This is a genomic window from Phaeobacter sp. JH204B, from assembly GCF_048055755.1.
In the GTDB taxonomy this organism is placed as follows: domain Bacteria; phylum Pseudomonadota; class Alphaproteobacteria; order Rhodobacterales; family Rhodobacteraceae; genus Phaeobacter; species Phaeobacter bryozoorum.
In genome coordinates this window covers 21,594-46,960 of record NZ_JAYMXF010000030.1, presented here as the reverse complement: position 1 = coordinate 46,960, position 25,367 = coordinate 21,594, and the positions used below count along the sequence as shown (strand labels likewise).

Annotated in this window: 22 protein-coding genes; 15 read left to right on the top strand and 7 right to left on the bottom strand. The window is 62.1% G+C overall.

The genetic code is table 11. From position 1 onward, the window contains the following. Window positions 1-3: 3 nt before the first annotated feature. The 3 genes from VXL81_RS16580 to VXL81_RS16570 all read right to left on the bottom strand — a co-directional run bounded on the left by VXL81_RS16580 (window position 4) and on the right by VXL81_RS16570 (window position 5,579). Window positions 4-231: a hypothetical protein gene (locus VXL81_RS16580; protein ID WP_340545844.1), complete on the bottom strand. Its 228-nt coding sequence runs from the start codon at window positions 229-231 to the stop codon at window positions 4-6. 219 nt (window positions 232-450) lie between these two features. Then, the gene (locus tag VXL81_RS16575; RefSeq protein ID WP_416555239.1) at window positions 451-4,287 is read right to left on the bottom strand and encodes an efflux RND transporter permease subunit; all 3,837 of its coding nucleotides are present in this window, start codon (window positions 4,285-4,287) and stop codon (window positions 451-453) included. Continuing rightward, a complete protein-coding gene (locus VXL81_RS16570) occupies window positions 4,284-5,579 on the bottom strand; it encodes an efflux RND transporter periplasmic adaptor subunit (RefSeq protein WP_340545842.1) in 1,296 nt (431 codons plus the stop codon). Before VXL81_RS16570 ends, VXL81_RS16575 begins: the two co-directional genes overlap by 4 nt. Before the next feature lie 299 nt (window positions 5,580-5,878). On the opposite strand from VXL81_RS16570, the gene VXL81_RS16565 reads away from it, so the two are divergent. From VXL81_RS16565 to VXL81_RS16545, 5 genes are all read left to right on the top strand, one after another. Further along, window positions 5,879-6,550, top strand: a complete 672-nt coding sequence (locus VXL81_RS16565) for a hypothetical protein (RefSeq protein ID WP_416555237.1) — start codon at window positions 5,879-5,881, stop codon at window positions 6,548-6,550. Window positions 6,551-6,617: 67 nt separating this feature from the next. Continuing rightward, complete coding sequence (locus tag VXL81_RS16560) at window positions 6,618-7,940, top strand: PQQ-like beta-propeller repeat protein (RefSeq protein ID WP_340545840.1); 1,323 nt, start codon at window positions 6,618-6,620, stop codon at window positions 7,938-7,940. Window positions 7,941-8,039: 99 nt separating this feature from the next. Beyond that, window positions 8,040-9,500 (top strand): ribosome biogenesis GTPase Der, encoded by a 1,461-nt coding sequence (gene der / locus VXL81_RS16555; protein WP_340545839.1) that lies wholly within the window; start codon window positions 8,040-8,042, stop codon window positions 9,498-9,500. Window positions 9,501-9,831: 331 nt separating this feature from the next. Next, complete coding sequence (locus VXL81_RS16550; protein ID WP_416542168.1) at window positions 9,832-10,848, top strand: fatty acid desaturase; 1,017 nt, start codon at window positions 9,832-9,834, stop codon at window positions 10,846-10,848. Continuing rightward, window positions 10,845-11,534: a helix-hairpin-helix domain-containing protein gene (locus VXL81_RS16545; RefSeq protein WP_416555235.1), complete on the top strand. Its 690-nt coding sequence runs from the start codon at window positions 10,845-10,847 to the stop codon at window positions 11,532-11,534. Before VXL81_RS16550 ends, VXL81_RS16545 begins: the two co-directional genes overlap by 4 nt. Window positions 11,535-11,624: 90 nt before the next feature. On the opposite strand, the gene serS is transcribed toward VXL81_RS16545, so the two are convergent. Both serS and VXL81_RS16535 read right to left on the bottom strand, forming a co-directional pair. Continuing rightward, window positions 11,625-12,917 carry a serine--tRNA ligase gene (gene serS, locus VXL81_RS16540; protein WP_340545836.1) on the bottom strand — a complete coding sequence of 431 codons (1,293 nt, stop codon included), beginning with the start codon at window positions 12,915-12,917 and terminating at the stop codon, window positions 11,625-11,627. Window positions 12,918-13,040: 123 nt separating this feature from the next. Beyond that, window positions 13,041-14,513: a pentapeptide repeat-containing protein gene (locus VXL81_RS16535; RefSeq protein WP_416555233.1), complete on the bottom strand. Its 1,473-nt coding sequence runs from the start codon at window positions 14,511-14,513 to the stop codon at window positions 13,041-13,043. A 179-nt stretch (window positions 14,514-14,692) separates the two neighbouring features. Here VXL81_RS16535 and yajC point away from each other — a divergent pair, with 179 nt between their 5' ends. From yajC to VXL81_RS16490, 9 genes are all read left to right on the top strand, one after another. Beyond that, on the top strand, window positions 14,693-14,977 hold the full coding sequence (gene yajC / locus VXL81_RS16530; RefSeq protein WP_416555231.1) for a preprotein translocase subunit YajC: 285 nt from the start codon (window positions 14,693-14,695) through the stop codon (window positions 14,975-14,977). A 34-nt stretch (window positions 14,978-15,011) separates the two neighbouring features. Beyond that, window positions 15,012-16,673 (top strand): protein translocase subunit SecD, encoded by a 1,662-nt coding sequence (secD, locus tag VXL81_RS16525; RefSeq protein ID WP_416555229.1) that lies wholly within the window; start codon window positions 15,012-15,014, stop codon window positions 16,671-16,673. Window position 16,674: 1 nt separating this feature from the next. Next, window positions 16,675-17,643: a protein translocase subunit SecF gene (secF, locus tag VXL81_RS16520; protein ID WP_340545833.1), complete on the top strand. Its 969-nt coding sequence runs from the start codon at window positions 16,675-16,677 to the stop codon at window positions 17,641-17,643. A 166-nt stretch (window positions 17,644-17,809) separates the two neighbouring features. Then, window positions 17,810-18,163, top strand: coding sequence for an Mth938-like domain-containing protein (locus VXL81_RS16515; RefSeq protein WP_340545832.1), 354 nt, complete (start codon window positions 17,810-17,812; stop codon window positions 18,161-18,163). A gap of 95 nt (window positions 18,164-18,258) precedes the next feature. After that, window positions 18,259-18,885, top strand: a complete 627-nt coding sequence (gene ccmA / locus VXL81_RS16510) for a heme ABC exporter ATP-binding protein CcmA (RefSeq protein WP_416540037.1) — start codon at window positions 18,259-18,261, stop codon at window positions 18,883-18,885. Continuing rightward, window positions 18,882-19,538 (top strand): heme exporter protein CcmB, encoded by a 657-nt coding sequence (gene ccmB, locus VXL81_RS16505; protein WP_340545830.1) that lies wholly within the window; start codon window positions 18,882-18,884, stop codon window positions 19,536-19,538. The genes ccmA and ccmB overlap by 4 nt, the downstream gene beginning before the upstream one ends. A gap of 45 nt (window positions 19,539-19,583) precedes the next feature. After that, the gene (locus VXL81_RS16500) at window positions 19,584-20,315 is read left to right on the top strand and encodes a heme ABC transporter permease (protein WP_416534182.1); all 732 of its coding nucleotides are present in this window, start codon (window positions 19,584-19,586) and stop codon (window positions 20,313-20,315) included. Continuing rightward, on the top strand, window positions 20,312-20,485 hold the full coding sequence (gene ccmD, locus VXL81_RS16495; RefSeq protein WP_416555227.1) for a heme exporter protein CcmD: 174 nt from the start codon (window positions 20,312-20,314) through the stop codon (window positions 20,483-20,485). The genes VXL81_RS16500 and ccmD overlap by 4 nt, the downstream gene beginning before the upstream one ends. Next, window positions 20,478-21,017 carry a DsbE family thiol:disulfide interchange protein gene (locus VXL81_RS16490; RefSeq protein WP_340545827.1) on the top strand — a complete coding sequence of 180 codons (540 nt, stop codon included), beginning with the start codon at window positions 20,478-20,480 and terminating at the stop codon, window positions 21,015-21,017. The genes ccmD and VXL81_RS16490 overlap by 8 nt, the downstream gene beginning before the upstream one ends. A 54-nt stretch (window positions 21,018-21,071) precedes the next feature. Here VXL81_RS16490 and VXL81_RS16485 read toward each other — a convergent pair whose 3' ends face one another. Then, window positions 21,072-21,371, bottom strand: coding sequence for a putative quinol monooxygenase (locus VXL81_RS16485; protein WP_416555225.1), 300 nt, complete (start codon window positions 21,369-21,371; stop codon window positions 21,072-21,074). A gap of 275 nt (window positions 21,372-21,646) precedes the next feature. Then, complete coding sequence (gene acnA, locus VXL81_RS16480) at window positions 21,647-24,334, bottom strand: aconitate hydratase AcnA (RefSeq protein WP_416534179.1); 2,688 nt, start codon at window positions 24,332-24,334, stop codon at window positions 21,647-21,649. 246 nt (window positions 24,335-24,580) lie between these two features. On the opposite strand from acnA, the gene VXL81_RS16475 reads away from it, so the two are divergent. Beyond that, window positions 24,581-25,306, top strand: coding sequence for a DUF1223 domain-containing protein (locus VXL81_RS16475; RefSeq protein ID WP_416555223.1), 726 nt, complete (start codon window positions 24,581-24,583; stop codon window positions 25,304-25,306). Window positions 25,307-25,367 lie beyond the last annotated feature (61 nt).

The window sequence follows — 25,367 nt, the reverse complement described above, 5'->3', positions numbered from 1 at the left end:
CGGCTAGCCGCTGACGTAGACCCCGTCCTTTGGTTTGTAGAAAATCTTTTGATTGTGAAGCCGTCCGAGCAGATCGTGGATCTGGCGCAGGCTGTCGGCGCGGTTGTGACCGGCGATGCCCTGCACGGTCTGACTGCCGTCAGCCAGTGCGTCCCGCGTGCGTTGCAGCGCGGTTTCGATCAGATCGACGTCGGCAATGGTGAGTTCGAACATATCGTTGAAATCGGGCATCTGATGGGTCCTCTCTGCTGGCGGGGCAGGCTGGAACCGCGCGGCTGTCTTCTGGCGCCCGGCTGGTGCTGCGGTCGGCGGAATGTCTTCAGGCTGGCCCAGCTGGCCGCTCATTACCACCAAAATATGCAGATGCGGCGGATTGGTCGCTGGCCGCCGATGGCTGCGCTTTGGTCCCAACAAACGCACAACGCCCCGCGGAGGCGGGGCGTTGGCTGGTTATTCGGCGGCGCGCAGCGGTGTTGAAGGTGGTTTGTCTTTCTCTTTCCCCCAGACCCCGTCCGGCCTGGTCTGTGCGGCTTCGGGCGCCGACATCGCTGGGTCTGGTTCATTGTCCAGCCTGCCTTCACGCTCCCACAGGATCTCGGTGGTGGGCAGGGTGCGGGCCTTGGTCGCGAGGCGCATGTCTCGCGCGATCTGGCTGGACCGCCCGCCGGTAAGCCGTGCAAGCAGGCGGCCAAGGGCGGCGACATAGATCCACAGCCACACCCGGATCGCCAGCAGCGAGGGTGTCACCAGCAGCGTCAGCACGGTGGCAATCCCCAGACCAAAGACCACGGCGGTCGCCAGCTGCTTCCACCACAGCGAGGTCGGGCTGTCGATGGAATAGCCGCCATTGATGAAATCGAGGCTGAGCCCGAACATCATCGGTGCCAGACCGGCCATCGTGGTGATGGTGGTCAGCAGAACCGGACGGATCCGCGCCTCGGCGGTGCGGATGATCGCCTCGATCCGGGGCATCTTCTGGGCGTATTCCTGATAGGTGTCGATCAGAACGATATTGTTGTTCACCACGATGCCTGCCAGCGCCACGATGCCGGTGCCGGTCATGATGATCGAGAACGGCTGCTGCATGACCATCATGCCAATCAGCACGCCGGTGGTGGACAGCACCACCGCCAGAAGAACCAGGATGGAATTGTAAAAGCTGTTGAACTGCGCCAGGAGGATCACGAACATCAGCCCCAGCGCCCCGGCAAAGGCCTTCATCAGGAAGGCGCCGGATTCGGCCTGTTCTTCCTGATCGCCGGTCCATTCCCAGGTGATATCGGCGGGCAGCGGATCGCTCTCCAGCCACTCGGTCAGCTTGGCGATGCGCTCGTTGGCGTTGAGCGCTACAACACGGGCGCCATCCTCCAGCGCCGATTGCAGGGCCTCCTGTGTGGCCGCGCCTTCAAGACTGCGCAGCCTGAACGCTGTGCCATCCGGGCCGGTCAACTCGCCGGTTGCGGTTCCTTCGGGGAGAGATTTGACATAGGCCAGCGTCTGCTCCTTGCCGTCCTCGGTCTCGGTGGTGATGACCTTTGACAGGCCCGGTTCGATATCCGCCTTCACGTCGTAATAGCGCTGCTGTTCGACGCGGCTGATTTTTTCCAGTTTGGGAACAGGATGGCGGGTGATGAAGTTCGACAGCGGCACCAGCCCGTCCTCGGTGCGCAGTTTCAGCGCATCAAGGGTGGAGAGGACGCGGTCTTCTTCGGGCAGGCGAACGCGGATTTCGATTTCCTCGTCCGAGCTGTCGACGCGCATGGTGTCCAGAAGGATGCCGCGCGTGACCAGCTGCACCATGGCGCCAACGGTCGCCACATCGGCGCCGTACCGCCCGGCCTTTTCGACATCGACGTCGATCTGCCAGTCGATACCGGGAAGCGGCAGGCTGTCCTCGATCAGGTCAAGACCGGGGGTTGCCTCGAACTGGGCGCGGGCCTGCTCGGTGGCGGCGGTCAGCGTGTCCCAGCTGTCGCCTTTCAGACGCAGGTGCACAGGTTTGCCGGAGGCGGGCCCCTGCGCCAGCGCGCGGATTTCGGCTTCAAAGCCCGGCAGCTTGGCCAGTTCGGCGTTGATCTCCTCGATCACCGTATCGCCGTCGAACTCGGTTGCCGTCACCTCGCGGGTGAACCAGCCGTTGAACCAGCTTTCGGTCTGGGTCGGCCGGTCCTCCCATGGGATGATCTCGAACTGGACCTGACCGATGGTATCGGGTGGGGTCTGGGCGCCTGAGGCATCGGTGTTCAGCCCGCCTTCACCGGCAAAGGAGAAGACATTCACGACCGCCGGATGCGACAGGATCACCTGTTCGGTCTGGCGCACCATCTCATCCTCTTCGGTCAGCGAGGTATTGCCACGGGCGCGCACATAGGCGGTGGCCTGTTCCGGCTCGGATTCGACGAAGAATTCAACGCCGTAGTTGTTCTGACCGAACATGGTGAAGACGGTCATGATGGCAAATGCGATCGCCCCGATGGTGACGATGGGCATGACCGGATTGCCGACGATGAATTTGATGAAATGGCCAAAGGGCGTGTGTTTGTAGCCGGCATCGACGGATTTCTCGGTCCGGTGCAGACTGGCCGCGCCCAGCGTGACCGAGGCCCCGAAGGCCGCCAGCACAAAGACCAGCGCACCAAAGATCAGCGCGGCGGTATCGGGCACCTGAGCGGGCAGCAGATAGCCCCCGTTAAGCATCTGCATCGCCCCTGCAAACATACCCCAGAGCATCACCGGCACCAGAGCGGCCCGCAGCCACCAGGGTGCAACCGCCCGCAGCCCGTCGGAGAGGTTTTCAAACAGGCGGCTCATGCGGCCGGTGACACCGCCCATGACGGGCAGATAGATCAGCGCCACCACCAGCGATGCCGAGAGCACGAAGATCAGCGTGACCGGCAGCATTCCCATGAATTCACCGGGGACACCGGGCCAGAACAGCATCGGCAGAAAGGCACAGAGCGTGGTCGCGGTTGAGGAAACCACCGGCCAGAACATCCGCTGCGCCGCCTCGACATAGGCGTGCATCGGGCCGGTGCCCTCCTTGATCCGCTTGTCGGCGTATTCGACCACCACGATGGCGCCATCCACCAGCATACCCACTGCAAGGATCAGGCCGAACATCACGATATTGGAGATGCTCACGCCCATCACCGCAAGGAAGGCAAAACACAAAAGGAAGGAGGTCGGGATTGCAAAACCGACCAGCAGCGCGGCACGGCTGCCAAGCGCCGACAGCACCACGATCATCACCAGAGCAACAGCGGTCAGGACCGAACCTTCCAGCTGGCTCACCATGGAGCCGACGACGCGGCTCTGGTCGTTGGAGGTGCCGACGGAGACGGCGGCCTTCAGCTCGGGTGGCCATTTGGTCTTGGCCTCGGCCAGGGTTGCCTTGACCAGATCCACCGTGTCGATCAGGTTGTAGCCCTTGCGCTTGACCACCTGCAACGCCACCGTATCCTCGCCGTTGAACCGCGCGGTGCCGCGACGATCCTCGAAGGTGAAATTGATCGTTGCCAGCTCGCCCAGGGTGACCACGCGGTCGCCATTGGTCTTCACTGGCAGCTCGTAGATGTCGCGCACATCATCAAAGGATGACGGGATCTTCACGGAGAAGGTGCCCTGATTGGTTTCCACCTCACCGGCGGCGATCAGCTGGTTGTTGTTCTGCACAACGGTGATCAGTTCAAGCGCGGTGACGTTATAGGCCTCCAGCCGCAGCGGGTCGATCAGCACCTCGACCATCTCGTCGCGATTGCCGGCGATCCCGGCTTCGAGCACCGGTTCCAGCGCCTCAAGATCGTCCTGCAAGTCCTTGGCGATACGGGCCATCGTGCGTTCGGGCACGGCACCGGTCAGGTTGACGATGACGATGGGGAATTCTGAGAAGTTGATCTCGTTGATGGTGTATTTTTCAGCCCCCTCGGGGAAATCGGCCTCGGCGGCATCCATCGCGTCACGGACATCTGCCATGATCGCGGTCTTGTCCCAGCCAAAGTCGAACTCAAGCGCCACACCGGCGTAGCCTTCGGCGGCGGTTGAGGACATCTTGTCCAGCCCGTCGAGATCGGCCAGCTCGGTCTCCATCACCTTGACCAGCAGGGTCTCGGCATCCTCAGCGGAGATGCCGGGGAAGGGGACAGAGATGAACAGCGCGGGGATTTCGATATCCGGCTCGCCCTCTTTGGGCAGGCTGGCATAGGCAAAGCCGCCGACCAGCAGCGAAATGGCGATGAACGCCAGGATCATACGGGCCCGTTCTGCGGCCCAGCTGACGATACCGGTCATTGGGTAACCTCTTTATAGGTGGGCTCAACAGCGACGCCCGCAACAACAAAATCCTGCCCGACAACAATCACATCCGCCTGTTCAGGCAGGCCGCTAACCCAGACACCGCTGGCCTCATCCCGCAGGAGGCTGACGGGGTAAAATCCGACCGTCCGATCCTCTTTGACCACGCGCACGCCCAGCTGGCCGTCATTGTTCAGCGTCAGCGAGGATTGCGGCAGGTAATGCGCCTTGGAACCTTCGGCGGAGATCACGATATCGGCGGTCTGGCCGTCGCGGATCGCCAGATCCGGGTTCGGCACGGTGATTTCCACCTCAAATGTGCGGGTGGTGGGATCGGCCGAGCGGCTGATAAAGGTCACCTTGCCCGCAGCCAGACGCCCGTTTGCCAGTTCGGCGCGGGCCATGGCGCCAATGGTGACGCGGTTGACTTCGGCTTCTGGCACGTAACCGACCAGTTTGATGGTTTCGAGCTGGATCACCGTTGCACAAAGACTGCCGGGCTGCATCAGGCTGCCCAGTTCGGCGGTGTCGCTTTCCAGCAGCCCGTCAAATGGTGCGAGGATATCCAGACGCGACAGTTCCTTTTCAGAGGCGGCAACCTGTGCCGAGGCGGCTTCGATGCCCGCGCTGGTGGTTTCCAGCCCGGTTTCCGCCGTTGCCACGCCCGCCACCGCAGAGCGCTCGGCAGCCTGCGCCGAAGCCAGCCGGGTTTCAGAGGCAAAGCCCCCTTCGGAGAGTTTCGCCGCAGCGGTCAGATTGATCTGCGCCTCGCGCAGCCGCGCGCGGGCCTCTTCCAGCCGGGCCTTAGCCTCGGGGACGCGGATTTTCGCTTCGCTCAGCCGGGCCTTCGCCTCCAGCAGGGCTGAGGGGCGGGTGCCGGGATCCAGCTTGCACAGCAGATCGCCAGCCTTCACCTGCGCACCCTTGCGCAGCGGTTCGGACAGGACGGTGGATGTGGTTTCAGACCGGACCTCAACCTCGCGGATGGCCTGGGTCTGACCACGTAGCACGACAGCGCTGTCGATACCCCGGGCGCTGCTGCGGATGGCGACAACCCCGACCGGCGATTTGCCGGTCTCCTTGGTATATGCCGCCGCCGCTGCAACGGCTCCGGTTGGATCAGCGGCGTCAGCGGCTGGGGCCGCAGCGTCCGCATCAGATGGGGCAGCCACCGCGTCCACGTCGCTCTGCTCCCCCCGGGCGAAGGCAAGAAGCGCATCCCGCTCGATCACGGCATAATACAAGCCTGCTGTTACAACAGCAGCAGTTATCAGGGGAATTACACGCATCTTGGGCCTTCCTAAATTCATAGTCATCCCATCCGGGACATATAGAACCACTCAACAACCATACCATTAATTCGGCATGTTCAGGCGAACTCGCGCTAAGTGATATGGGCGATATAGGCATTGTCCATACTAAACTCTGTAGTTCAGTTCACATTTTTTGCCTTTTTGGAGCGGTTTGTGCGGGATCGGGCACAACAGGGCCACTTGGCTTGGCACCGGTTGCACTGTAAGAGAAGCAGAACACAGGAAACTTTCCGGCAAGCGCGGGGGCGGTTGCCGGATCTGCCAGGGACATTTTCATGAGCGACACCGACAGCTTTATCGATGAGGTGACAGAAGAGGTCCGTCGCGATCGCCTGTTCAAGATACTCAAACGTTATGGCTGGATTGGCGGCGTGGCCGTGGTGCTGATCGTGGGCGGGGCGGCGCTGCGCGAATACAACCGCGCCCAGACCGAGGCCGCCGCGCAGGCGCTGGGTGACCAGATGATCGCCGCGCTGGACAGCGACGACAGCGCGGCCCGTGCCAATGCGCTGGGTGCCATCACCGCTGAAACCGCCGGAGGCGATACGGTGCTGAAGCTGTTGCAGGCCGGTGCTCTGGCCGACGCAGGCGAGCGCGCGGCCGCTGTTGAGCGGCTGAATGCGGTGGCCAGCAATGGCGAGATGCCAGTGATCTATCGCCATATCGCGACCTTCAAGGCGCTTGGCCTGCAGCAGGACAGCCTGCCCATCGCCGACCGCCGGATCCAGTTCGAGGCGCTGGCCCAGCCCGGTGCGCCGCTGGCGCTGCTGGCGCAGGAACAGCTGGCCCTGATCGACATCGAAGACGGCAATGCCGAGGCCGCTATCACCCGTCTGCGCGAGATTATTGCGTCGGCGGCGGTCACCTCGGACTTGAAAGACCGTGCCTCGCAAGTGATTGTGGCGCTTGGGGGAGCGCTGGAGCCGGCCGCGGCACCAGAAGGCTGAGGACAATATCTGCGCTGACGGGCGCAGCGAGAAACGTGCAGTATAAGTGCAGTAACGGGGCAGGGTAATGACGGCAGTAACAAGCTTTTGGGGAGCAAGGGGCATTCTGGCAGGAACCGCATTGGCGTTGGTCCTGTCCGCCTGCACCGAGCCTGAGGTCATCCTGCGCGGTGAACGTCTGGATCTGCGCGATGACAGCGTCGCCGTGGTGACCAATGAAACCCGCGCCATTGCCCTGCCTGCGGCACGCAGCAACACCAGCTGGCCACAGGGCCCCGGTGTCGAAGGGCTGCGGCCGGTCCACCCGGCGCTTGCCGCCGCTCCAAACGCGATCTGGTCTACCTCCATCGGCGCGGGCGACAGCCGTCGTCAGCGCATCACTGCCACGCCGGTTGTCGGCGATGGCCGCATCTACACGCTGGACAGCGGCGCCAGAGTTTCCGCCGTTGCCACAAACGGGGCCTTGCAGTGGCAGAGCGAGCTGCTGCCTGCCTCCGACAGCTCCGGTCAGGCCACCGGCGGCGGTTTGGCGTTTGACAATGGCGTGGTTTATGTCTCCTCCGGCTATGGTGTGCTGACCGCGCTGGATGCAGCGACCGGCGCGACCCTCTGGCGGCAGGAGCTTGAGGCGACCGGCTCGGGGCAGCCCACCGTGCACGATGGGCTGATCTATCTTGTGGCCGGCGATGACACCGGCTGGGCGGTCCATGCCAAGGATGGCCGGATTGCCTGGCAGATCCAGGCCACCCCAAGCCCGTCAAATATCCTGGGCGCGCCTGCGCCTGCGGTGACCTCCGATCTGGCGATTTTTGCCTTTGGATCCGGCGATCTTACCGCGACCTTCCGCAAGGGCGGCCTGCGCCGCTGGAACGCCTCGGTTGCGGGCAAGCGGATCGGGCGGACGATTTCGCGGATCAGCGATGTGACCGGCTCGCCCGTGGTGTCCGGCAACCGCATGTATGTCGGCAACCAGTCCGGGCGTACTGCGGCCTTTGATCTGGCGGCTGGCGATCGTCTGTGGACCGCCCCCCATGGCGCGGTGGATCCGGTCTGGGCGGTTGCGGGCAGTGTTTTCCTGATCAGCGATCTGGGCCAGCTGCTGCGGCTGGACGCGGACAGCGGCGAGGCGATCTGGGCGGCCGATCTGCCCGGATACTTGAAGGACAAACCCCGCAAGCGGGGCGCCATCGTGGCGCATCACGGCCCGGTGGTGGCCGGGGGGCAGGTGGTTGTCGCCTCCAATGATGGGCTGCTGCGCTTTTTCAGCCCCGAAAGCGGAGCACTGCTGCGCACGGTTGCGGTGCCGGGCGGTGCCAGCACCGCGCCGGTGGTGGCTGGCGGCACGCTTTATGTCGTGTCGACCAAGGGACAATTGCACGCTTTCCGATAGCGCTTTGATGCGGTAGGAGAGGGTTAAACAGCGATGTGCTCTGGCAGGGCACGCGCAGATGCGCTATGGGGCGCGTCTGAATCGCAGAAAGTTGGTCTGATGTCTTTTACCCTCGCTATTGTGGGCCGCCCGAATGTGGGCAAATCCACACTGTTCAATCGTCTCGTCGGCAAGCGGCTGGCGCTGGTGGATGACCAGCCCGGCGTCACGCGCGATCTGCGCGAAGGGGAAGCGCGTCTTGGCGATCTGCGCTTTACCGTGGTGGATACCGCCGGTCTGGAAGATGCCACCGACAACTCGCTGGAAGGGCGGATGCGCCGCCTGACCGAGCGGGCGGTCGATATGGCCGATATCTGTCTGTTTATGGTCGATGCCCGCGTTGGTGTGACTCCGGTTGATCAGATGTTTGCCGAAATCCTGCGCAAGAAATCCGCGCATGTGATTCTGGCCGCCAACAAGGCCGAGGGCAATGCCGCCGACGCCGGTGTTCTGGACGCCTGGGGGCTGGGGCTGGGAGAGCCGATCCGCCTGTCCGGCGAACATGGTGAGGGTCTGAACGACCTTTATGCGCAGCTGATGCCGCTGGCGGATGAGTTTGAAAAACGCGCCAAGGACGACAGCCCGGAGATTGACGTCGTGCTGGATGAGGACGCCGAGGAGGATGACCTCTCGGTGCCGATGCCGACCCGCAACAAACCGTTGCAGGTGGCGGTTGTCGGGCGTCCGAATGCGGGTAAATCCACCCTGATCAACAAGATCCTCGGTGAGGATCGCCTGCTGACCGGGCCCGAGGCTGGGATCACCCGCGATGCGATCTCGCTACAGATCGACTGGCAGGATGTGCCGATGCGGATCTTTGACACCGCAGGTATGCGCAAGAAGGCCAAGGTGCAGGAAAAGCTTGAGAAACTTTCTGTGTCGGACGGTCTGCGGGCCGTGAAATTTGCCGAGGTTGTGGTGGTCCTTCTGGATGCGGCAATCCCGTTTGAACAACAGGATCTGCGCATTGCCGATCTGGCCGAGCGTGAAGGCCGCGCGGTTGTGGTTGCGGTGAACAAATGGGACATCGAGGACGAAAAGCAGGAAAAACTGCGCAATCTGAAAGAGGCCTTTGACCGGCTGCTGCCGCAGCTGCGCGGCGCGCCGCTGATCACCGTGTCGGCCAAGACCGGCAAGGGTCTGGACCGGCTGCACGCGGCCATCATGCGTGCCTATGACGTCTGGAACCGCCGGGTGCCAACAGCGGCGCTGAACCGCTGGCTGACGGGGATGCTGGAACAGCACCCGCCGCCAGCCCCGCAGGGCAAACGGATCAAGCTGCGCTATATGACCCAGGCCAAGACCCGTCCGCCGGGCTTTGTGGTGATGTGTTCGCATCCCGACAAGATGCCCGAGAGCTATAATCGCTATCTGGTCAACGGGCTTCGGCAGGATTTCGACATGCCGGGCACGCCCATTCGTCTGACGCTGCGCTCGCAGTCGGACAAGAACCCCTACAAGGGCAAGAAAAAAGCGCCGCCGTCGAAGCTGCGCAAACATCTGGAAGGCCGCCGCAGCTGAGCGTTGCCGTGCTGACCGCAGGATGAGATTTCGGGCAGCCCCTTCGAGGGCTGCCTTTTTTCATGGGGCGCGCGGCTTCACGCCTGCGACCTTGGCCCCATTTGACCGCAAGCCATTGGCTTTGCTAGGCTTCACCATAGATTATTGAAAGCCGGGGTGGCTTCTCTGCGCAATCTGATGCCGGTCGGGCGGCCGGACCCTCAGATGCGGGGCGCCGCGTCGGGGTATTGTGGGGTATTCACAGTGGCGGTCTGAGCGTCGCCGGGCCACGGGCAATTTGCCTCAGGCCATCGTCATTTCAGCGTCACACTGCGTCTCTAAGGAACATTTCATGGATCTGAGAGCATATACGCGGACTTATTGCGAGAAGGATAACCGGCTGGCGGCGCTCAGCTATTTTGGGACGTTTGCGGTCTATTTCCTGTCGCTGTCACTGGCGATCCGCTACGCCGACATCTGGTATCTGATGGCGCCTGCCGGGGTGGTTTTTGCCTTTGCGGCGGTGCGGCTTTATGTGCTGCAACATGACACCGGGCATCATTCGCTGTTCGAAACCCGATGGCAGAACGAAGTCGCAGGCCATGTGCTGTCGCCCTTCACCTTTGCGCCGTTTGAGGTGATGAAACAGAACCACAATGAGCATCACGCCTATGTCGGCAATCTGGAACACCGCGAGTCCGGTGAGATCCACACCATGACGCTGCGCGAATGGCAGGCGGCGGGCTGGGCGCAGCGGCTGGTCTATCGGCTGTATCGCAACCCGTTTGTGCTGGTGCCGCTGGGGGCGGCGTTCACCTATTTCATCCGCTATCGCTGGCCGAAGAACACGCTGCGCTTTGGCGTCCTGGGGGTGGTGCTGCACAATGTGGTGATCGTGCTGCTGCTCGCGCTGCTCTATGCCATCGCGGGGATGACCGGGGTGCTGATCTGGCTGGGGTTTTCCTTCCTTGGTGGGATGATCGGGGTGTTTCTGGTCTATCTCCAGCATAATTTTGAGGACACCTATTGGGATCGTCGGCCGGACCTCAATCCGCAGGTGGCCGCCCTTCAGGGATCATCGTGCCTCGATTTTGGCTGGTTTTTTGACTTTGCAGTCGCCAATATCACGCTTCATGACATTCATCATTTCAACGCCCGCATTCCCAGCTACCGGCTGCGTCGGTGCCACCACAATCTGCCGCCGGAGATTGCCCCGCGCCGGATCAAATTTGGCGAGGCGGTCCGCGCCATGGGGCTGAAACTCTGGGATGAGGAGCAGCAGCGGCTGGTGCCATTCCCGCAGCAGGCGGCAGGATCGGTCGCCGTGGCGGGTGGGATGCAGGCGACCAACAGGCAGGAGACCTCATGACATCCATTGCAACACTTCCCGGTGTCGGTCCTGCCTTGGCGCAGGTTCTGGCACAAAACGGCTGCGCCACGGTTGAGGCGGTTGCCGGAAAAACGCCGGAGGAGCTGAGCCGGATCCCGCGTATCGGCCGGCTGCGCGCGCAGAAGCTTGTGGCCGAGGCGCGCAAGGCGCAGCAGGTCGCTAAGGGCGCCGGGACCGGACCGGATCACCGTGCCAATGGCGCCACGTCCGCGACAGCGGCGCGCAATGGCGCGGATACCCAGACGGGCGATGCCGCGCAGCTCAGCTCGGCGCTTGCTGCGGCCGAGGCCGCCCGCCGCGCTGCGGAGGCCAAGGCGGAGAGGGCCGTCACCAAGGCCAAGAAGGCCGCCAAACAGGCCGCAGCCCTGGCCGAGGAATTCGCCGCCGCAAAGGTGAAGGCCAAAGCCAAGGCAAAGCGGGTGAAGGCCAAGGCAAAACGCGCCATCGAGAAGGAAAAGGCCAAGGCCAAGGCGATCCTTGAGGCCAAGAACAATCCAAAGAAAGACGGCAGTAAAAAAGACGGCGCCAAGAAAGACGCCAAGAAGGAACCTGCCAAAAAAGCCTCCGCCCGGAAAGAGACCGGCAAGAAGGAGGCAGGCCGCAAGAAGGCCAGTGCGAAGAAACAGGACGATTCTGCCGCTGCCGCAAAGGGCAGGAAGAAATAGGCCTCACCGGAGGCGCGTCTCGCGAGAAAAGGAAAACCGGCGCTGGGGTGCGCCGGTTTTTATATTCTATTAACAGGTTGCAGTGCTCTGTTAAACCAGATCACCTGCCGCCGTCAGGGTCAGGCGACCGCCCAGGTAGGGGGCAAGCACCTCGGGCAGTTTGACGGAGCCGTCTTCCTGCTGGCCGTTCTCCAGCACCGCAATCAGGCAGCGCCCGACCGCCAGACCGGAGCCGTTGAGCGTGTGCAGATATTCCGGCTTGCCACCGTCCGCAGGTTTGAACCGGGCGTTCATGCGGCGGGCCTGAAAATCACCGGTGGTGGAGACCGAGGAAATCTCTCGGTAGGTGTTCTGACCCGGCACCCAGGCCTCGATGTCAAAGGTACGGCGCGCGCCAAAGCCCATGTCGCCGGTGCACAGCACGACGGTGCGGTAGGGGATGCCCAGTTTCTCAAGGATCCCTTCGGCGCAGCGCAGCATACGCTTCTGCTCATCATCGGACTGGCTGGGGTGGACGATAGAGACCATCTCCACCTTCTCGAACTGGTGCTGACGCAGCATGCCGGAGGTATCCTTGCCGGCGCTGCCCGCCTCGGAGCGGAAACACAGCGTATGCGCGGTCATGCGGATCGGCAGGGCAGCCTCGTCAAGCGTGTCGCCCGCAACGGAATAGGTCAGCGGCACCTCGGAGGTGGGCACCAGCCACCAGCCATTGGTGGTCTGATAGCTGTCATCGCCAAATTTGGGCAGCTTATCGGTGCCATACATCGCCTCATCGCGCACCAGAACCGGGGAATTCACCTCGGTCAGGCCGTTCTCATCGACATGGGTGTCGACCATGAACTGCGCCAGCGCGCGGTGGATACGGGCCACGGCGCCCTTCAGCAGCACAAAGCGAGAGCCGGAGATTTTGGCGGCGGTTTCGAAATCCATCGCAGCTGCGACGCCCTTGATTTCAAAGTGCTCTTTCGGTTCAAAGGCGAAATTGGGGATCGCCCCCCATTTGCTGACCTCGACATTGTCGTCCTCATCCGCGCCCTCGGGCACGTCCTCGGCGGGCAGGTTGGGAATGCGGGCCAGCACATCGGTGAGCTTGGCGTCCAGTTCCTTGGCCTCGGTCTGCAGGGTGGCGACTTCGGCTTTCTTGCCGGCCACTTCCGCGCGCAGACGCTCGAATTCGGCATCGTCCCCCTTGGCCTTGGCCGCGCCGATGGCCTTGGCCGCCTTGTTCTGGTCGGCCTGAGCGGTTTCGGCCGCCTGGATTTTGGCCCGGCGGGTTTCATCCAGCGCCAGGATGTCAGAGGACATCGCCGCATCCCCACGCCGCGCCAAAGCGGCGTCAAAAGCGGCAGGGTTCTCGCGGATCGCGCGGATGTCATGCATGGGGGTGCTCCTAAAGCGTTGAATCAGTGCCGCCAGCATATGCCGGATGGGGGCGGGAAGGGGAAGAGGGCGCGCACGTTTGCCGCCGGGGTGTTGTGGGATGGCACGCTAGGGGGCGGTGGTCTACTCGTCCGGTGCCGTGGGCGGGATGTAGTTGTCGGGGTCCGTTTGCCATTTCTTCCATTGTTGGCGCGCTACATTAGAAGTCATTTTATGTCTCGGCCAATGCCCGGGCCAGTTTGGGCTATCAGGCCCGCTTCCATCAGGCAAAATAGTGCCCAGAGTACCAAAACCGCTAGCGAGTTGTTCGTGACTTATCCTCACCTTGGTAAAATTAAGTTGGTTTAGTAAGGAATTGGAGAAATCGGCATAGTCTAGGGTCGTCGACTGATCAAACTGCGCTTCGCTGAGATTTGCATCGCGCATCCGGGTTCCCACAAGACGCGAACCTTGAAGTCGTGCTTTCCGGAGGTATGCCTGCTCTAACGTCGCCCAGCTCAGGTTTGCTCCGTGCATACTCGCTTCGTAGAGCTGTGCGCCCTGCATGTCGGCATCGACAAAGCGCGTGCGCTCCATATATGCTCCGTTTAGCACCGCTTCCTGCATCTGTGCTTCGGTGAAAGTTGCGTTCTGCACCCGTGCCCAACTGAGATCTGCGCTTTGCAAGTGTGCCCCACAAAGGCTGGCGTTCTGTATCTGTGCTCGGTGGAGGCATGTCCCTTGCATCCGAGCGTTCACAAATAGGGCCCCTTGTAGCCGTAGCTTCGATAGGTCGAACCCCTGTAAATTAGCCTCTCGCAGGTCGATAGTTATCCTATTCGGGTCTACGCCGTCGATACTTCGCATGCGGCCTAATACTTGCACCGCGTTTTCCATGTCTGATCGCTTCACCGTGAGGCCCTGCGCCCATGTTCGCAATTCTTTCGTTGCCACATCTTCTGGCGGAATTTCTGGGGGTACTTCGCGAGAGAGTTCGCGCACATAAACGCTGAGCAGTCGCGAAACTCGGGGAGCTGTGTCCGGGCGCTCCTTCACCAGCCCTTCCAGTCGATCAATGGCGGCGTTGCGGCGGGTTATGTCGTCTTCCCAGATATTTTGCTTCTGCTCTTCGTCCCAGCGCTGGCGCATGGCGTGCAGGTCTTCGGTGGCGGCGTTGATCTTGTCGTTGAACAGGGATTCATCAGCTGTCTTGTTGGCCTCGCGCGTCAGTCGGATCCGGATCAGGGTGAAAGGCAGCGCCACCACCGCGCCAAGGGTTGCAGTCATCGCCGCCAGACGCAGCAGGGCGAAACGGGCAGATGCCTCTGCCAACGGATTTTGTGGGACCACAAACCAGATCAGCTCCCACAGCATCAGCAGCAGACCGGTGAACAGCGCCAGAAACAGGCCGGACCACATCAGGGCAAGCAACAGAAACAGCCCGTCGCCGAACTGTCCCAGTCCCAGAATATCTTTGAGGCGGTCTAGCGGATCGGTGTGCTTGCCCTCCGAGCGGGGCATGGCTGCATAGACGACAGCCACCGCCAGTACAAAGCCAGCGAGGGCAACAATCGCCCAAAAATGCTTGGGATCAATCGGCAGGGTAATCGTGGTCATATGGGCAATCTGGATCTGAAATGGGTTGTAAAAACCCTCTCATCGCTCCCGCCATGGGTCAACTGCGTTTGCGGTATCGCAACTGGCCCCGTTAGCCTTGCAAAGCCCCGGGCCAGCGCATAGGTTCCCCTGCAAAATTAAGGGCGTCTGAAGCGCCTGTCACACAGAAGGAATATCCCATGGAAGGTGGCGCACTCGCCCAGTTTCTCCCGCTCATTCTGATCTTTGCGATCATGTATTTCCTGCTGATCCGTCCGCAGCAGAAAAAACTGAAGACCCATCAGGCGATGGTCGAGGCGCTGCGCCGGGGCGATCAGGTGGTGACCCAGGGTGGCATCATCGGCAAGGTGGCCAAGGTCAAGGACGATCGCGAGATCGAAGTGGAAATCGCCGAGGGTGTGAAAATCCGCGTGATCAAATCCACCATCGCGCAGGTTCTGAACAAGACCGAGCCGGCAGCGTAAGTATCCCCGCTTAACCAACTGAAAAGGCAGGGCAATGCTGCAAATTGATCTCTGGAAGCGGGTTCTCATCTGGCTGGTCTGTGTGACCGGCCTTTTGCTTGCCCTGCCAAATGCGTTTTACACGCGCGTCGAGCAGGCCAATGACGCCGCCGCCGAAATAATCGCGAAGGGCGAAAGCCCCGCGCGGCTGGACGTGGCGGGCCAATGGCCGTCGTTCATGCCGTCGTCGCTGGTCAACCTTGGTCTGGACCTGCGCGGTGGCGCACATCTTCTGGCGGAGGTGAAGGTGGCCGACGTCTACGGCGCGCGCATGGATGCGCTCTGGCCTGAAGTGCGCGACGCTTTGCGCCCTGAGCGCGGTGAGGTTGGCACCTTTCGCCGCCAGCCCGCACCGGAGGGGCAGATTCGTCTGAAGATCTCTCAGCCCGAGGGCATGGCCCGCGCGCTGGAGGTTGTGCGTGGTCTGGCCAATCCGATCACCAGCCTGACTGGCGCCGGGGCCACGGATATCACCGTGTCCGGGACCGGTGACATTCTGACCGTAGAGCTGAGCGAGCAGGAGAAGCTGGCCTCTGATGACCGCACCGTGCGTCAGGCGTTGGAAATCATCCGCCGCCGGATCGACGAGGTGGGCACCCGAGAGCCGACCATTCAGCGCCAGGGCAGCGACCGGATCCTGATCCAGGTGCCCGGCATCGGGTCGGCGTCTGAGCTGAAGGCGATCATCGGCACCACCGCCCAGCTGACCTTTAACCCCGTCGTGGGGCGCGGCACGGACGCCGATGCCAATGCGGGTGTCGGCAACAAAGTCGTGCCGTCGCTGGACGAAAATGGTGTGTTCTACACCGTTGAGGCTGCACCGGTTGTGACCGGTGAGGAGCTGGTGGATGCGCAGCCGTCGTTTGATCAGAACGGCCGCCCGGCGGTCAGCTTCCGTTTCAACACCACCGGTGCGCGCAAGTTCGGCGACTATACGGCCGAAAACATCGGTTCGCCCTTTGCTATCGTGCTGGATGAGGAGGTGGTCTCCGCCCCGGTGATCCAGTCGCATATTCCGGGTGGCTCTGGCATTATCACCGGCAACTTCACCATCGAGGAAAGCACCAATATGGCGATCCTGCTGCGTGCAGGTGCGCTGCCTGCGGGGCTGGAGTTCCTTGAGGAACGCACGATTGGCCCGGAACTGGGTCAGGACAGCATCGACGCGGGCAAGGTTGCGACCATCGTCGCCTTTGTCGGGGTGCTGGTGTTCATGGCGCTGAGCTACGGTCTGTTCGGGATCTTTGCCAATATCGCGCTGATCCTCAATATCGCGCTTATCTTTGGCGCGCTGAGCCTGATTGGTGCGACGCTGACCCTGCCGGGGATTGCGGGTATCGTTCTGACGGTCGGTATGGCGGTGGATGCCAATGTGCTGATCTTTGAACGGATCCGCGAGGAGCTGAAGGCCGGTCGAGGTCCTGCACGGGCCATTGACGAAGGCTATTCCAAGGCGCTGAGCGCCATTCTTGACGCCAATATAACCACCTTCATCACCGCCGTGATCCTGTTCGCCATGGGCTCTGGCCCGGTGCGCGGCTTTGCGATCACGCTGGGGCTGGGGATTCTGACATCGGTCTTCACCGCGATCTTCGTGACGCGGGTGATCATCGTGATGTGGTTTGAACGGCGTCGTCCGAAAACAATCGAGGTCTGAGATGCGGCTGAAACTAATTCCCGAAAATACCTCGTTTGATTTCTTCAGACTCTGGAAACTGTGGCTGGGCATCTCTGCGCTGATGATCGTTGTCGGCTTTGCCTCCTTTGCCTTGCAGGGGCTGAATTTCGGCATCGACTTCCGCGGCGGCACCACCATCCGGACCGAAAGCACGACCGAGATCGACGTGGGCGCCTATCGCGGCGCGCTGGAACCGCTGGAGCTGGGGGACATCACCATCAGCGAGGTGTTCGATCCGACCTTTGACGAGGACCAGCATGTGGCCATGGTGCGCATTCAGGCGCAGGGCGATGGTGAGTCGATTTCCGGCGCAGTGATTGCGGATGTGAATGCAGCACTGGATACGGTGGCACCGGGGATCAAATTCGTCTCGGTGGAATCTGTAGGCCCCAAGGTCTCGGGTGAGCTGGTACAGACGGCGGTTCTGGCGGTCGCCCTCGCGATTGGCGCGGTTCTGATCTATATCTGGCTGCGCTTTGAGTGGCAGTTCGCGCTTGGCGCTGTTGCCGCGCTTGTCCACGATGTGGTGCTGACCATTGGCGTGTTCTCGGAACTGCAGATCAAGTTCGATCTGGCCATCATCGCGGCGCTGCTGACCATCGTCGGCTATTCGCTGAACGATACCGTGGTGGTTTTTGACCGGGTGCGTGAAAACCTACGTCGCTACAAGAAAAAGCCACTGGCCGAGGTTCTGAACATCTCGATCAACGAAACCCTCAGCCGGACGGTGATGACCTCGGTGACCACATTGCTGGCGCTGATCTCGCTTTATGTGCTGGGCGGCGATGTGATCCGGGGCTTTGTCTTTGCGATGATCTGGGGCGTCATCATCGGCACCTATTCGTCGATCTTCGTGGCCTCCACCATCCTGTTGTGGCTGGGTGTGAAACGCGACTGGACCAAGCCGTCGAACACTGCAGGCAACCAGTTCGCCAATATCGACGCCTGAGGGTTCAGACCGCGCGACGGATCAAAGGCCGCAGCCCCATGGGTTGCGGCCTCTTTTTATCGGCATATGCGGCGCTGGTATTTTGTCGCGGTGGCGGACATGTTATGCAGCCGGGCAGGGCAGGGTCGCCCGCCCACCACCCGACCACGTACAAAGGATGCACGCCATGCGTTTGAACGAAGTAGCCTATACGGATGCCCTGCCAATTGATGGCTATGGGCCGGGGTTCTTTCGGGTTGGCGGTGAGGTGCATCACGGCAATATCCTGACCGGGGCCACGGGGACCACGGACTGGGGTGGCTATGAGGACAGCGCGCCATTGCTGGCGCTTGCCGGTGATGTGGATGTGCTGTTCGTCGGCACCGGCGCCGAGGTGGCCCATATCCCCGCCGGTCTGCGCCAGCAGCTGGAAGGGGCCGGGATCGGAGTTGAGGCGATGAACTCCCCCGCCGCCTGCCGGACCTATAACGTGCTGTTGTCCGAGGGCCGCCGCATCGCGCTTGCGGCGCTTGCGGTCTGACTGTCGCACGTGCAGGCCTGGGCTTGATCTGGCGCAAGGACAGCGGCCGCCGGATCGGCTTTTTCGAAGCAGAACCAAATGGGTAGGCGGATTTCATGACAGTGACCATCGCAGGGCTGAGCATCGCGCGCGGCGGCGTTCCGGTGCTGGAGGGGGTGAGCTTTGCGCTGACACCGGGCCGGGCGCTGATCCTGCGGGGGCCAAACGGCAGCGGCAAGACCACGCTGCTGCGCACCATCGCCGGGCTGCAACCGCCGCTGGCGGGTGAGATCAGTTTTGACGGCGACGGCAGCGCCGAGGATTTTGCCTATGCCGGCCACGCCGATGGGATCAAGCTGACGCTGACAGTGGCGGAGAACCTGCGGTTCTGGGCGGCGATTTTTGCCACCGGGGCGATTGATGCCGCGCTGGATGCCTTTGACCTCCGGGGTCTGCGCGACCGGCAGGCCGGGGCGCTGTCGGCCGGACAGAAACGCCGCCTGGGTCTGGCGCGGCTGATGGTGACGGGGCGGCGCTACTGGATCCTGGATGAACCGACCGTCAGTCTGGACCGGGCCTCGGTGCAGCAGTTTGCACAGGTGGTGCAGCAGCATCTGGCCGGCGGCGGCGCGGCGCTGATCGCCACGCATATCGATCTTGGCCTGGATGGCGACACGCTGGATGTGGGCCGTTTTCGGGCCAGGCTGCCGGATCTCGACAATTTTGACGGAGCCTTCCTGTGAGGGCGCTGTTGCTGCGGGATCTGAAGCTGGCGCTGCGTGCCGGCGGCGGCTTTGGGCTTGGGCTGGCGTTTTTCCTGATTGTCACCGTGCTGGTGCCATTCTCGGTGGGGCCGCAGTCCGAATTGCTCAGCCGTATCGCGCCCGGCATCCTCTGGCTGGGCGCGCTCCTGGCCTGCCTGTTGTCGCTGGACCGTCTGCTGGCGCTGGACTGGGAGGATGGCACGCTGGATCTGATGGCCACGGCGCCGCTGCCGCTGGAGGCGGTGGTGACGATCAAGGCGCTGGCCCATTGGATCACCACCTCGCTGCCGCTGGTTCTGGCAGCACCGGTGCTCGCGGTTCTGCTCAACCTGCCGGGGCAGGGGTTTCTCTGGCTGGTGGTTTCGCTGCTGCTGGGCACGCCCGCGCTGTCGGTGATCGGTACCTTTGGTGCGGCGCTCACTGTTGGGCTGAAGCGGGGCGGTCTGCTGATGTCGCTTCTGGTGCTGCCGCTTTATGTGCCGACGCTGATCTTCGGAGCCGAGGCGGCGCGCCGGGGGGCCGAGGGCATGGCGGTAGAGACGCCGCTGTTGATGCTGGCCGGTATCTCGGCCGCCTCGCTGGCGCTGCTGCCCTTTGCCAGTGCCGCCGTGCTGCGCGTCAATTTGCGCTAGGATGAATGAATTGAGATCCCTTCAAGCAAGAGCTAAATAGCCACCATGTCGATCTGGGAATACGCCAATCCAAAGAAGTTCCTGACCACCTCGGAGCGGGTCTTGCCCGCGCTGTGGGTCACAGCTGCCGTGCTGACCTGTGTGGGGCTGGTCTGGGGGTTCTTCTTCACACCAGATGACTACCGGCAGGGGTCCACGGTGAAGATCATCTTCCTGCATGTGCCTTCGGCGCTGATCGCCATCAACGCCTGGTTCATGATGCTGGTGGCCTCGCTGATCTGGGTGGTGCGCCGTCATCATGTCAGTGCCCTGGCCGCGCGTGCCGCAGCGCCCGTCGGGGTGGTGATGACGCTGATCGCGCTGGTGACTGGCGCGCTCTGGGGCCAGCCGATGTGGGGCACCTGGTGGGTCTGGGACCCGCGGCTGACCTCATTCCTTGTGCTGTTCCTGTTCTACCTTGGCTATATCGCCCTGTGGGAGGCGATCGAGGATCCGGACACGGCGGCGGATCTCACCTCGATCCTGTGTCTTGTCGGCTCCGTCTTTGCGGTGCTCAGCCGCTATGCGGTGAACTTCTGGAACCAGGGTCTGCATCAGGGCGCGTCGCTCTCGCTCGACAAGGAGGAGAATGTGGCCGATGCGTTTTCCAACCCGCTCTATGTCTGCATGATCGGCTTTGGCTTGATGTTTCTGGCGCTGGTGCTCTACCGGACCGGCACGGAAATCCGCGCCCGCCGGATCCGTGCGCTGATGCTGCGTGAAAGGATGGACGCATGATGCCCGATCTTGGAAAATATGCCGTTGAAGTGCTGTCTTCCTACGGCGCCTCGCTGGTTCTGCTGGCCGGACTGCTGGTGATCACCTTCGCCCGTGGTCGCCGGATACGGCGGGAGATGCAGGCAATGGAACAACAGATGCAGACCCGTGGAGGTGCGCCCCGTGGCTAAGATTTCTCCCGTGATGGCGCTGCCGGTTCTGGTTTTTGGCGGGCTGGTGGCCCTGTTTCTGGCTGGCATGTTCCGCGATGATCCCGAAAGCCTGCCCTCAGCGCGCGAAGGTCAGAGCGCGCCGCCGGTTGTGCTGACCGATTTTCCCGGTGAACCCGGGTTCGACGATGCCACGCTGCGTGACGGCAGCGTGAAACTGGTGAATTTCTGGGCCAGCTGGTGTGGCCCCTGCCGGGTGGAACACCCGAGCCTGGATGCGCTGTCCAAGGAAGGGCTGGCGATTTACGGGGTGAACTACAAGGATCAGGAAGACAATGCCGTTGGCTTTCTGAACGAGCTGGGCAATCCCTATACGGCCATCGGTCGCGATGAGGCAGGTCGGATGGCGCTGGACTGGGGTGTCTATGGCGTGCCGGAAACCTACGTCATCGACGGTAAGGGCACTATCATCCTGCGTTTTGCCGGTCCTATCACGCAGCGGGTGATCGACAGCACCCTGCGCCCGGCACTGGAGCGTGCGGCAGCCAACTGATGCGGCTGCCATCGGCGGGCGGCGCAGGCCTGGCGGGGCAAGCAGGATCCGATCCTAGCCGAGCTCATAGGTGCGGAAGATCTGTTCGTCCTGTATGAACTCTGCCAGCCGATCAAAATCACCGCGTTCTGCCCGCCAGGTGAGATAGGCGCTCTGGACCTCGCTGTTTTCCCAGATCTGGAAAATGACCACCTCGCCGCGCTCTGGTGCCAGCAGGAGATGGGCCTGGATACAGCCCTGAAAACGACGGGTTTCCGGCATCAGTTTCTGCAGCGCCGCGACCAGCTCGTCGTAGAGCTCGGGGATCGCCGTGATGGTGACAATGATAGCTTCTTTTTCAGGAGTGTCGTTCACTGGGCATCCGTCTGAGTTTAGTGCGTCTTGAGGGCGGCTGAGCACAACCTGTTGCATCTGGCAGTGCCGTCGTTACGCGGCTGCTAGATCTGTTGATAAATCCTAGACGGGCCGGCAGCCCGCCGTCCAGTTCGAAGTTTACGTCACGGCATCTTGATGCGATGATTCCGATTGGCCCCGCGAGTTTATGCCTGAATTCATCGTGTTGAAAACAAAAACGGGTGCCCCGAAGGGCACCCGCGTTGATCGCTCAGATGCAGTGACCCGCGCCTGCCTTAGGATTTGGCGAGGTTGCGCAGCACGTAATGCAGCACGCCGCCATGTTCGATGTACTCGATCTCGGGCGCGGTATCGATGCGGCACTTCAGGGTGATGGTCTTGGTGGTGCCATCGCCGTAAGTGATGTCGCAAGGAACTTCCTGCTGCGGCTTGATGGTGTCCAGACCGTGGATCGAGACCGTCTCATCGCCGGTGAGCTTCAGCGTCTTGCGCGTGTCGCCGCCGGTGAACTCAAACGGGATCACGCCCATGCCAACCAGATTGGAGCGGTGGATACGTTCGAAGCTCTCGGCGATGACCGCCTTGACGCCCAGCAGGGCCGTGCCCTTGGCCGCCCAGTCGCGCGAGGAGCCCGCACCATATTGTTCGCCGCCGAAGACAACCAGCGGGGTACCCTGTTCCTGATAGGCCATGGAGGCCTCGTAGACCGAGGTCTGTTCGCCATCGGGGCCTTTGGTATAGCCACCTTCGACACCGTCCAGCATCTCGTTCTTGATGCGGATGTTGGCAAATGTGCCGCGCATCATGATCTCGTGGTTGCCACGACGCGAGCCGTAGGAGTTGAACTCACGCGGCTGCACCTGACGGTCCAGCAGATACTGGCCAGCCGGGGTGGTGGTCGCGAAAGAGCCCGCCGGGGAGATGTGGTCGGTGGTGACCATATCGCCGAGGATTAAGAGCGGTTTTGCGTCCTTGATGTTGGAGATGGTACCCGGCTCAGAGCCCATACCCTGGAAGTAGGGCGGGTTCTGGATATAGGTGGAGCTTGCCGGCCAGTCGTAGGTCTCGGCGTCGGTGGTGTCCACCGCCTGCCATTTCTCGTCGCCTTTGAACACATCGGCGTATTTCGACAGGAAGGCTTCGCGAGTCACGGTTGCTTCGACCAGATCGGCGATTTCCTTTTGGCTCGGCCAGATGTCCTTCAGGTAGACATCCTTGCCGTCCTTGTCCTGGGCAATCGGATCTGACGCCAGATCAATATCCATGGTGCCCGCCAGCGCATAGGCAACAACCAGCGGCGGCGAGGCCAGATAGTTGGCGCGCACATCGGGGCTGATACGGCCTTCGAAGTTGCGGTTGCCGGACAGGACGGAGGTCGCCACCAGATCACCTTCGGCGATGGCATCGGACAGCTCCTGCTGGATCGGACCGGAGTTGCCGATACAGGTGGTGCAGCCATAGCCCACGAGGTTAAAGCCGATCTTGTCCAGATCTTCCTGCAGGCCTGCGGCCTCCAGATAGGCGGACACAACCTGCGAGCCCGGTGCCAGCGAGGTCTTGACCCAGGGCTTGCGATCCAGGCCGAGGGCAGCGGCCTTGCGCGCCACGAGGCCCGCGCCGATCATCACATAGGGGTTCGAGGTGTTGGTGCAGGAGGTGATCGAGGCGATCACGACCTTGCCGCTTTCCATGGTGTAGTCTTCGCCCTTGACGGCGACTTCCTTGCCCATGGGACGCTTGAAGGTCTCTTCCATTTCCTTCTGGAACGCCGCCTTGGCGCCGGTCAGGGCGACATAGTCCTGCGGGCGTTTCGGGCCGGAGATCGCAGGCACGATGGTGCCCATGTCGAGGCTCAGCGTGTCGGTGTAGATCGGGGCGTAATCCGCATCACGCCAGAAGCCGTTTTCCTTGGCGTAGGCTTCGACCAGCGCGATACGGTCTTCGTCGCGGCCGGTGTTGCGCAGGTAGCGGATGGTTTCTTCGTCGATCGGGAAGAAGCCACAGGTGGCGCCATATTCCGGCGCCATATTCGCGATGGTGGCGCGGTCCGCCAGCGGCAGCGTATCAAGACCGGTGCCGTAGAATTCCACGAATTTGCCAACCACGCCCTTGGCGCGCAGCATTTCCACAACCTTCAGCACGAGGTCGGTGCCGGTGGTGCCTTCGACCATGGCGCCGGTCAGCTCAAAGCCGATGACCTCGGGGATCAGCATGGAAATCGGCTGACCCAGCATCGCAGCTTCGGCCTCGATACCGCCAACACCCCAGCCCAGAACGGCCGCGCCGTTGACCATGGTGGTGTGGCTGTCGGTACCGACCAGCGTATCGGGGTAGGCGACCATCTCACCGTTCTGATCCTCATCGGACCAGATGGTCTGAGCGAGATACTCCAGGTTCACCTGGTGGCAGATGCCGGTGCCCGGGGGCACAACGCGGAAGTTGTTGAACGCGCCCTGACCCCATTTCAGGAACTGGTAACGCTCCATGTTGCGTTCGTATTCGCGGTCGACGTTCATCTGGAACGCGCGCGGGTTGCCGAACTCGTCGATCATGACCGAGTGGTCGATGACCAGATCAACCGGGTTCAGCGGGTTGATCTTCTGGGCGTCGCCACCCAGCGCCTTGATACCGTCGCGCATCGCGGCAAGGTCCACAACGGCGGGAACGCCGGTGAAATCCTGCATCAGCACGCGGGCCGGACGATAGGCGATCTCGCGGGGGTTCTTGCCGCCATTGGCGCCCCATTCGGCAAAGGCCTTGATATCGTCAGTGGAGACGGAGAAGCCGCCGTCCTCAAACCGCAGCATGTTTTCCAGCACCACTTTCAGCGCGGCAGGCAGCTTGGCAAAATCGCCAAGACCGGCTTCGGTTGCGGCGGGGATCGAGTAATAGGAGATCGACTTGCCACCCGCGCTCAGTTTGCGGCGCGTCTTGGCATTGTCCTGTCCGACGGTGATAGGCATGTTTGGCCTCCCTCTGGGATGTGAAAACAGGGAATTCGCTACCGGCTATCTGCAACAGGTCGGGCGTGCATTCAATAGCTGAAACGCCGCAGGCAGCATTTTTGTATGCAATAGTACACAAAATTTGCGCCAAGGTGGAATATTAACCCCAAACAGCACCGCGCACGGCCGTCTCAAGAATGATTGATTGGTCATTTCAGGCTCAGCCCGATAGATCCATAAGCCAGAGCAAAAAGGGTTTCTTGTATGAAATGGGTCGCATCGCTTTTTCTGGCCGTGTGGATGACGCTGCCAACCGGGGCCGCCGCGCAGAGCGCTGGCGCGGCCACCGATTTGGTGGTGGTGGAGCTGTTCACCTCGCAGGGGTGCTCCTCCTGTCCGCCTGCTGATGCGCTGCTGCGGCAGCTGACGGCGCGGCCTGATGTGCTGCCGCTGGCGCTGCACGTGGATTACTGGGATTATATCGGCTGGAAAGATCAGTTCGCCGATCCCGCCCACACCCGCCGCCAGAAAGGATACGCCAACGTCGGCGGGCGCCAGATGGTCTATACCCCGCAGATGATCGTCAATGGTCAGGACGATGTTGTCGGCGCCAATGCGATGGAGCTGACCGAGGTGATCGCCCGCCATCAGACCCGGCCGAGCCAGGTGTCGATCCGCATTGATGGCAGCGCCGCTGATGGCGTCGCTGTCGCGTTGCGCCGGGCCGATACCGCGCCGGTTCTGTCCGGGCCGATCTCGGTGCAGCTGGTGCGTTATGCGCCGCTGAAAACCGTGGATATCTCACGCGGGGAGCTGGCGGGCCGTCGGTTGGATTACGCCAATGTCGTCGAACAGATCGACCGCGTGGCGGATTGGGACGGGCAGGGCACGCTGGAGCTGACTGTGACGCTGACCGATGCCCGCCCGGCCGCACTGCTGGTACAGCAGGCGCCCTATGGTGCGATCCTGGCCGCAGCCAGGCTGAACTGAGACAGGCTGAACTGAAACAGGCTGAAGTGGGCCGGGCAAACCTGAGCCAGGCCAGACGAAG

Bases quoted from the DNA above. Each gene is read 5' to 3' on its own strand.
- serS (WP_340545836.1), bottom strand. From the start codon at position 12,917: ATGCATGACATCCGCGCGATCCGCGAGAACCCTGCCGCTTTTGACGCC.
- VXL81_RS16515 (WP_340545832.1), top strand. From the start codon at position 17,810: ATGCGTTTGAACGAAGTAGCCTATACGGATGCCCTGCCAATTGATGGC.
- der (WP_340545839.1), top strand. From the start codon at position 8,040: ATGTCTTTTACCCTCGCTATTGTGGGCCGCCCGAATGTGGGCAAATCC.
- VXL81_RS16575 (WP_416555239.1), bottom strand. From the start codon at position 4,287: ATGACCGGTATCGTCAGCTGGGCCGCAGAACGGGCCCGTATGATCCTG.
- acnA (WP_416534179.1), bottom strand. From the start codon at position 24,334: ATGCCTATCACCGTCGGACAGGACAATGCCAAGACGCGCCGCAAACTG.
- VXL81_RS16500 (WP_416534182.1), top strand. From the start codon at position 19,584: ATGTCGATCTGGGAATACGCCAATCCAAAGAAGTTCCTGACCACCTCG.
- VXL81_RS16560 (WP_340545840.1), top strand. From the start codon at position 6,618: ATGACGGCAGTAACAAGCTTTTGGGGAGCAAGGGGCATTCTGGCAGGA.
- VXL81_RS16550 (WP_416542168.1), top strand. From the start codon at position 9,832: ATGGATCTGAGAGCATATACGCGGACTTATTGCGAGAAGGATAACCGG.
- VXL81_RS16570 (WP_340545842.1), bottom strand. From the start codon at position 5,579: ATGCGTGTAATTCCCCTGATAACTGCTGCTGTTGTAACAGCAGGCTTG.
- VXL81_RS16535 (WP_416555233.1), bottom strand. From the start codon at position 14,513: ATGACCACGATTACCCTGCCGATTGATCCCAAGCATTTTTGGGCGATT.
- VXL81_RS16475 (WP_416555223.1), top strand. From the start codon at position 24,581: ATGAAATGGGTCGCATCGCTTTTTCTGGCCGTGTGGATGACGCTGCCA.
- yajC (WP_416555231.1), top strand. From the start codon at position 14,693: ATGGAAGGTGGCGCACTCGCCCAGTTTCTCCCGCTCATTCTGATCTTT.
- VXL81_RS16580 (WP_340545844.1), bottom strand. From the start codon at position 231: ATGCCCGATTTCAACGATATGTTCGAACTCACCATTGCCGACGTCGAT.
- secD (WP_416555229.1), top strand. From the start codon at position 15,012: ATGCTGCAAATTGATCTCTGGAAGCGGGTTCTCATCTGGCTGGTCTGT.
- secF (WP_340545833.1), top strand. From the start codon at position 16,675: ATGCGGCTGAAACTAATTCCCGAAAATACCTCGTTTGATTTCTTCAGA.
- VXL81_RS16565 (WP_416555237.1), top strand. From the start codon at position 5,879: ATGAGCGACACCGACAGCTTTATCGATGAGGTGACAGAAGAGGTCCGT.
- VXL81_RS16545 (WP_416555235.1), top strand. From the start codon at position 10,845: ATGACATCCATTGCAACACTTCCCGGTGTCGGTCCTGCCTTGGCGCAG.
- ccmA (WP_416540037.1), top strand. From the start codon at position 18,259: ATGACAGTGACCATCGCAGGGCTGAGCATCGCGCGCGGCGGCGTTCCG.
- ccmD (WP_416555227.1), top strand. From the start codon at position 20,312: ATGATGCCCGATCTTGGAAAATATGCCGTTGAAGTGCTGTCTTCCTAC.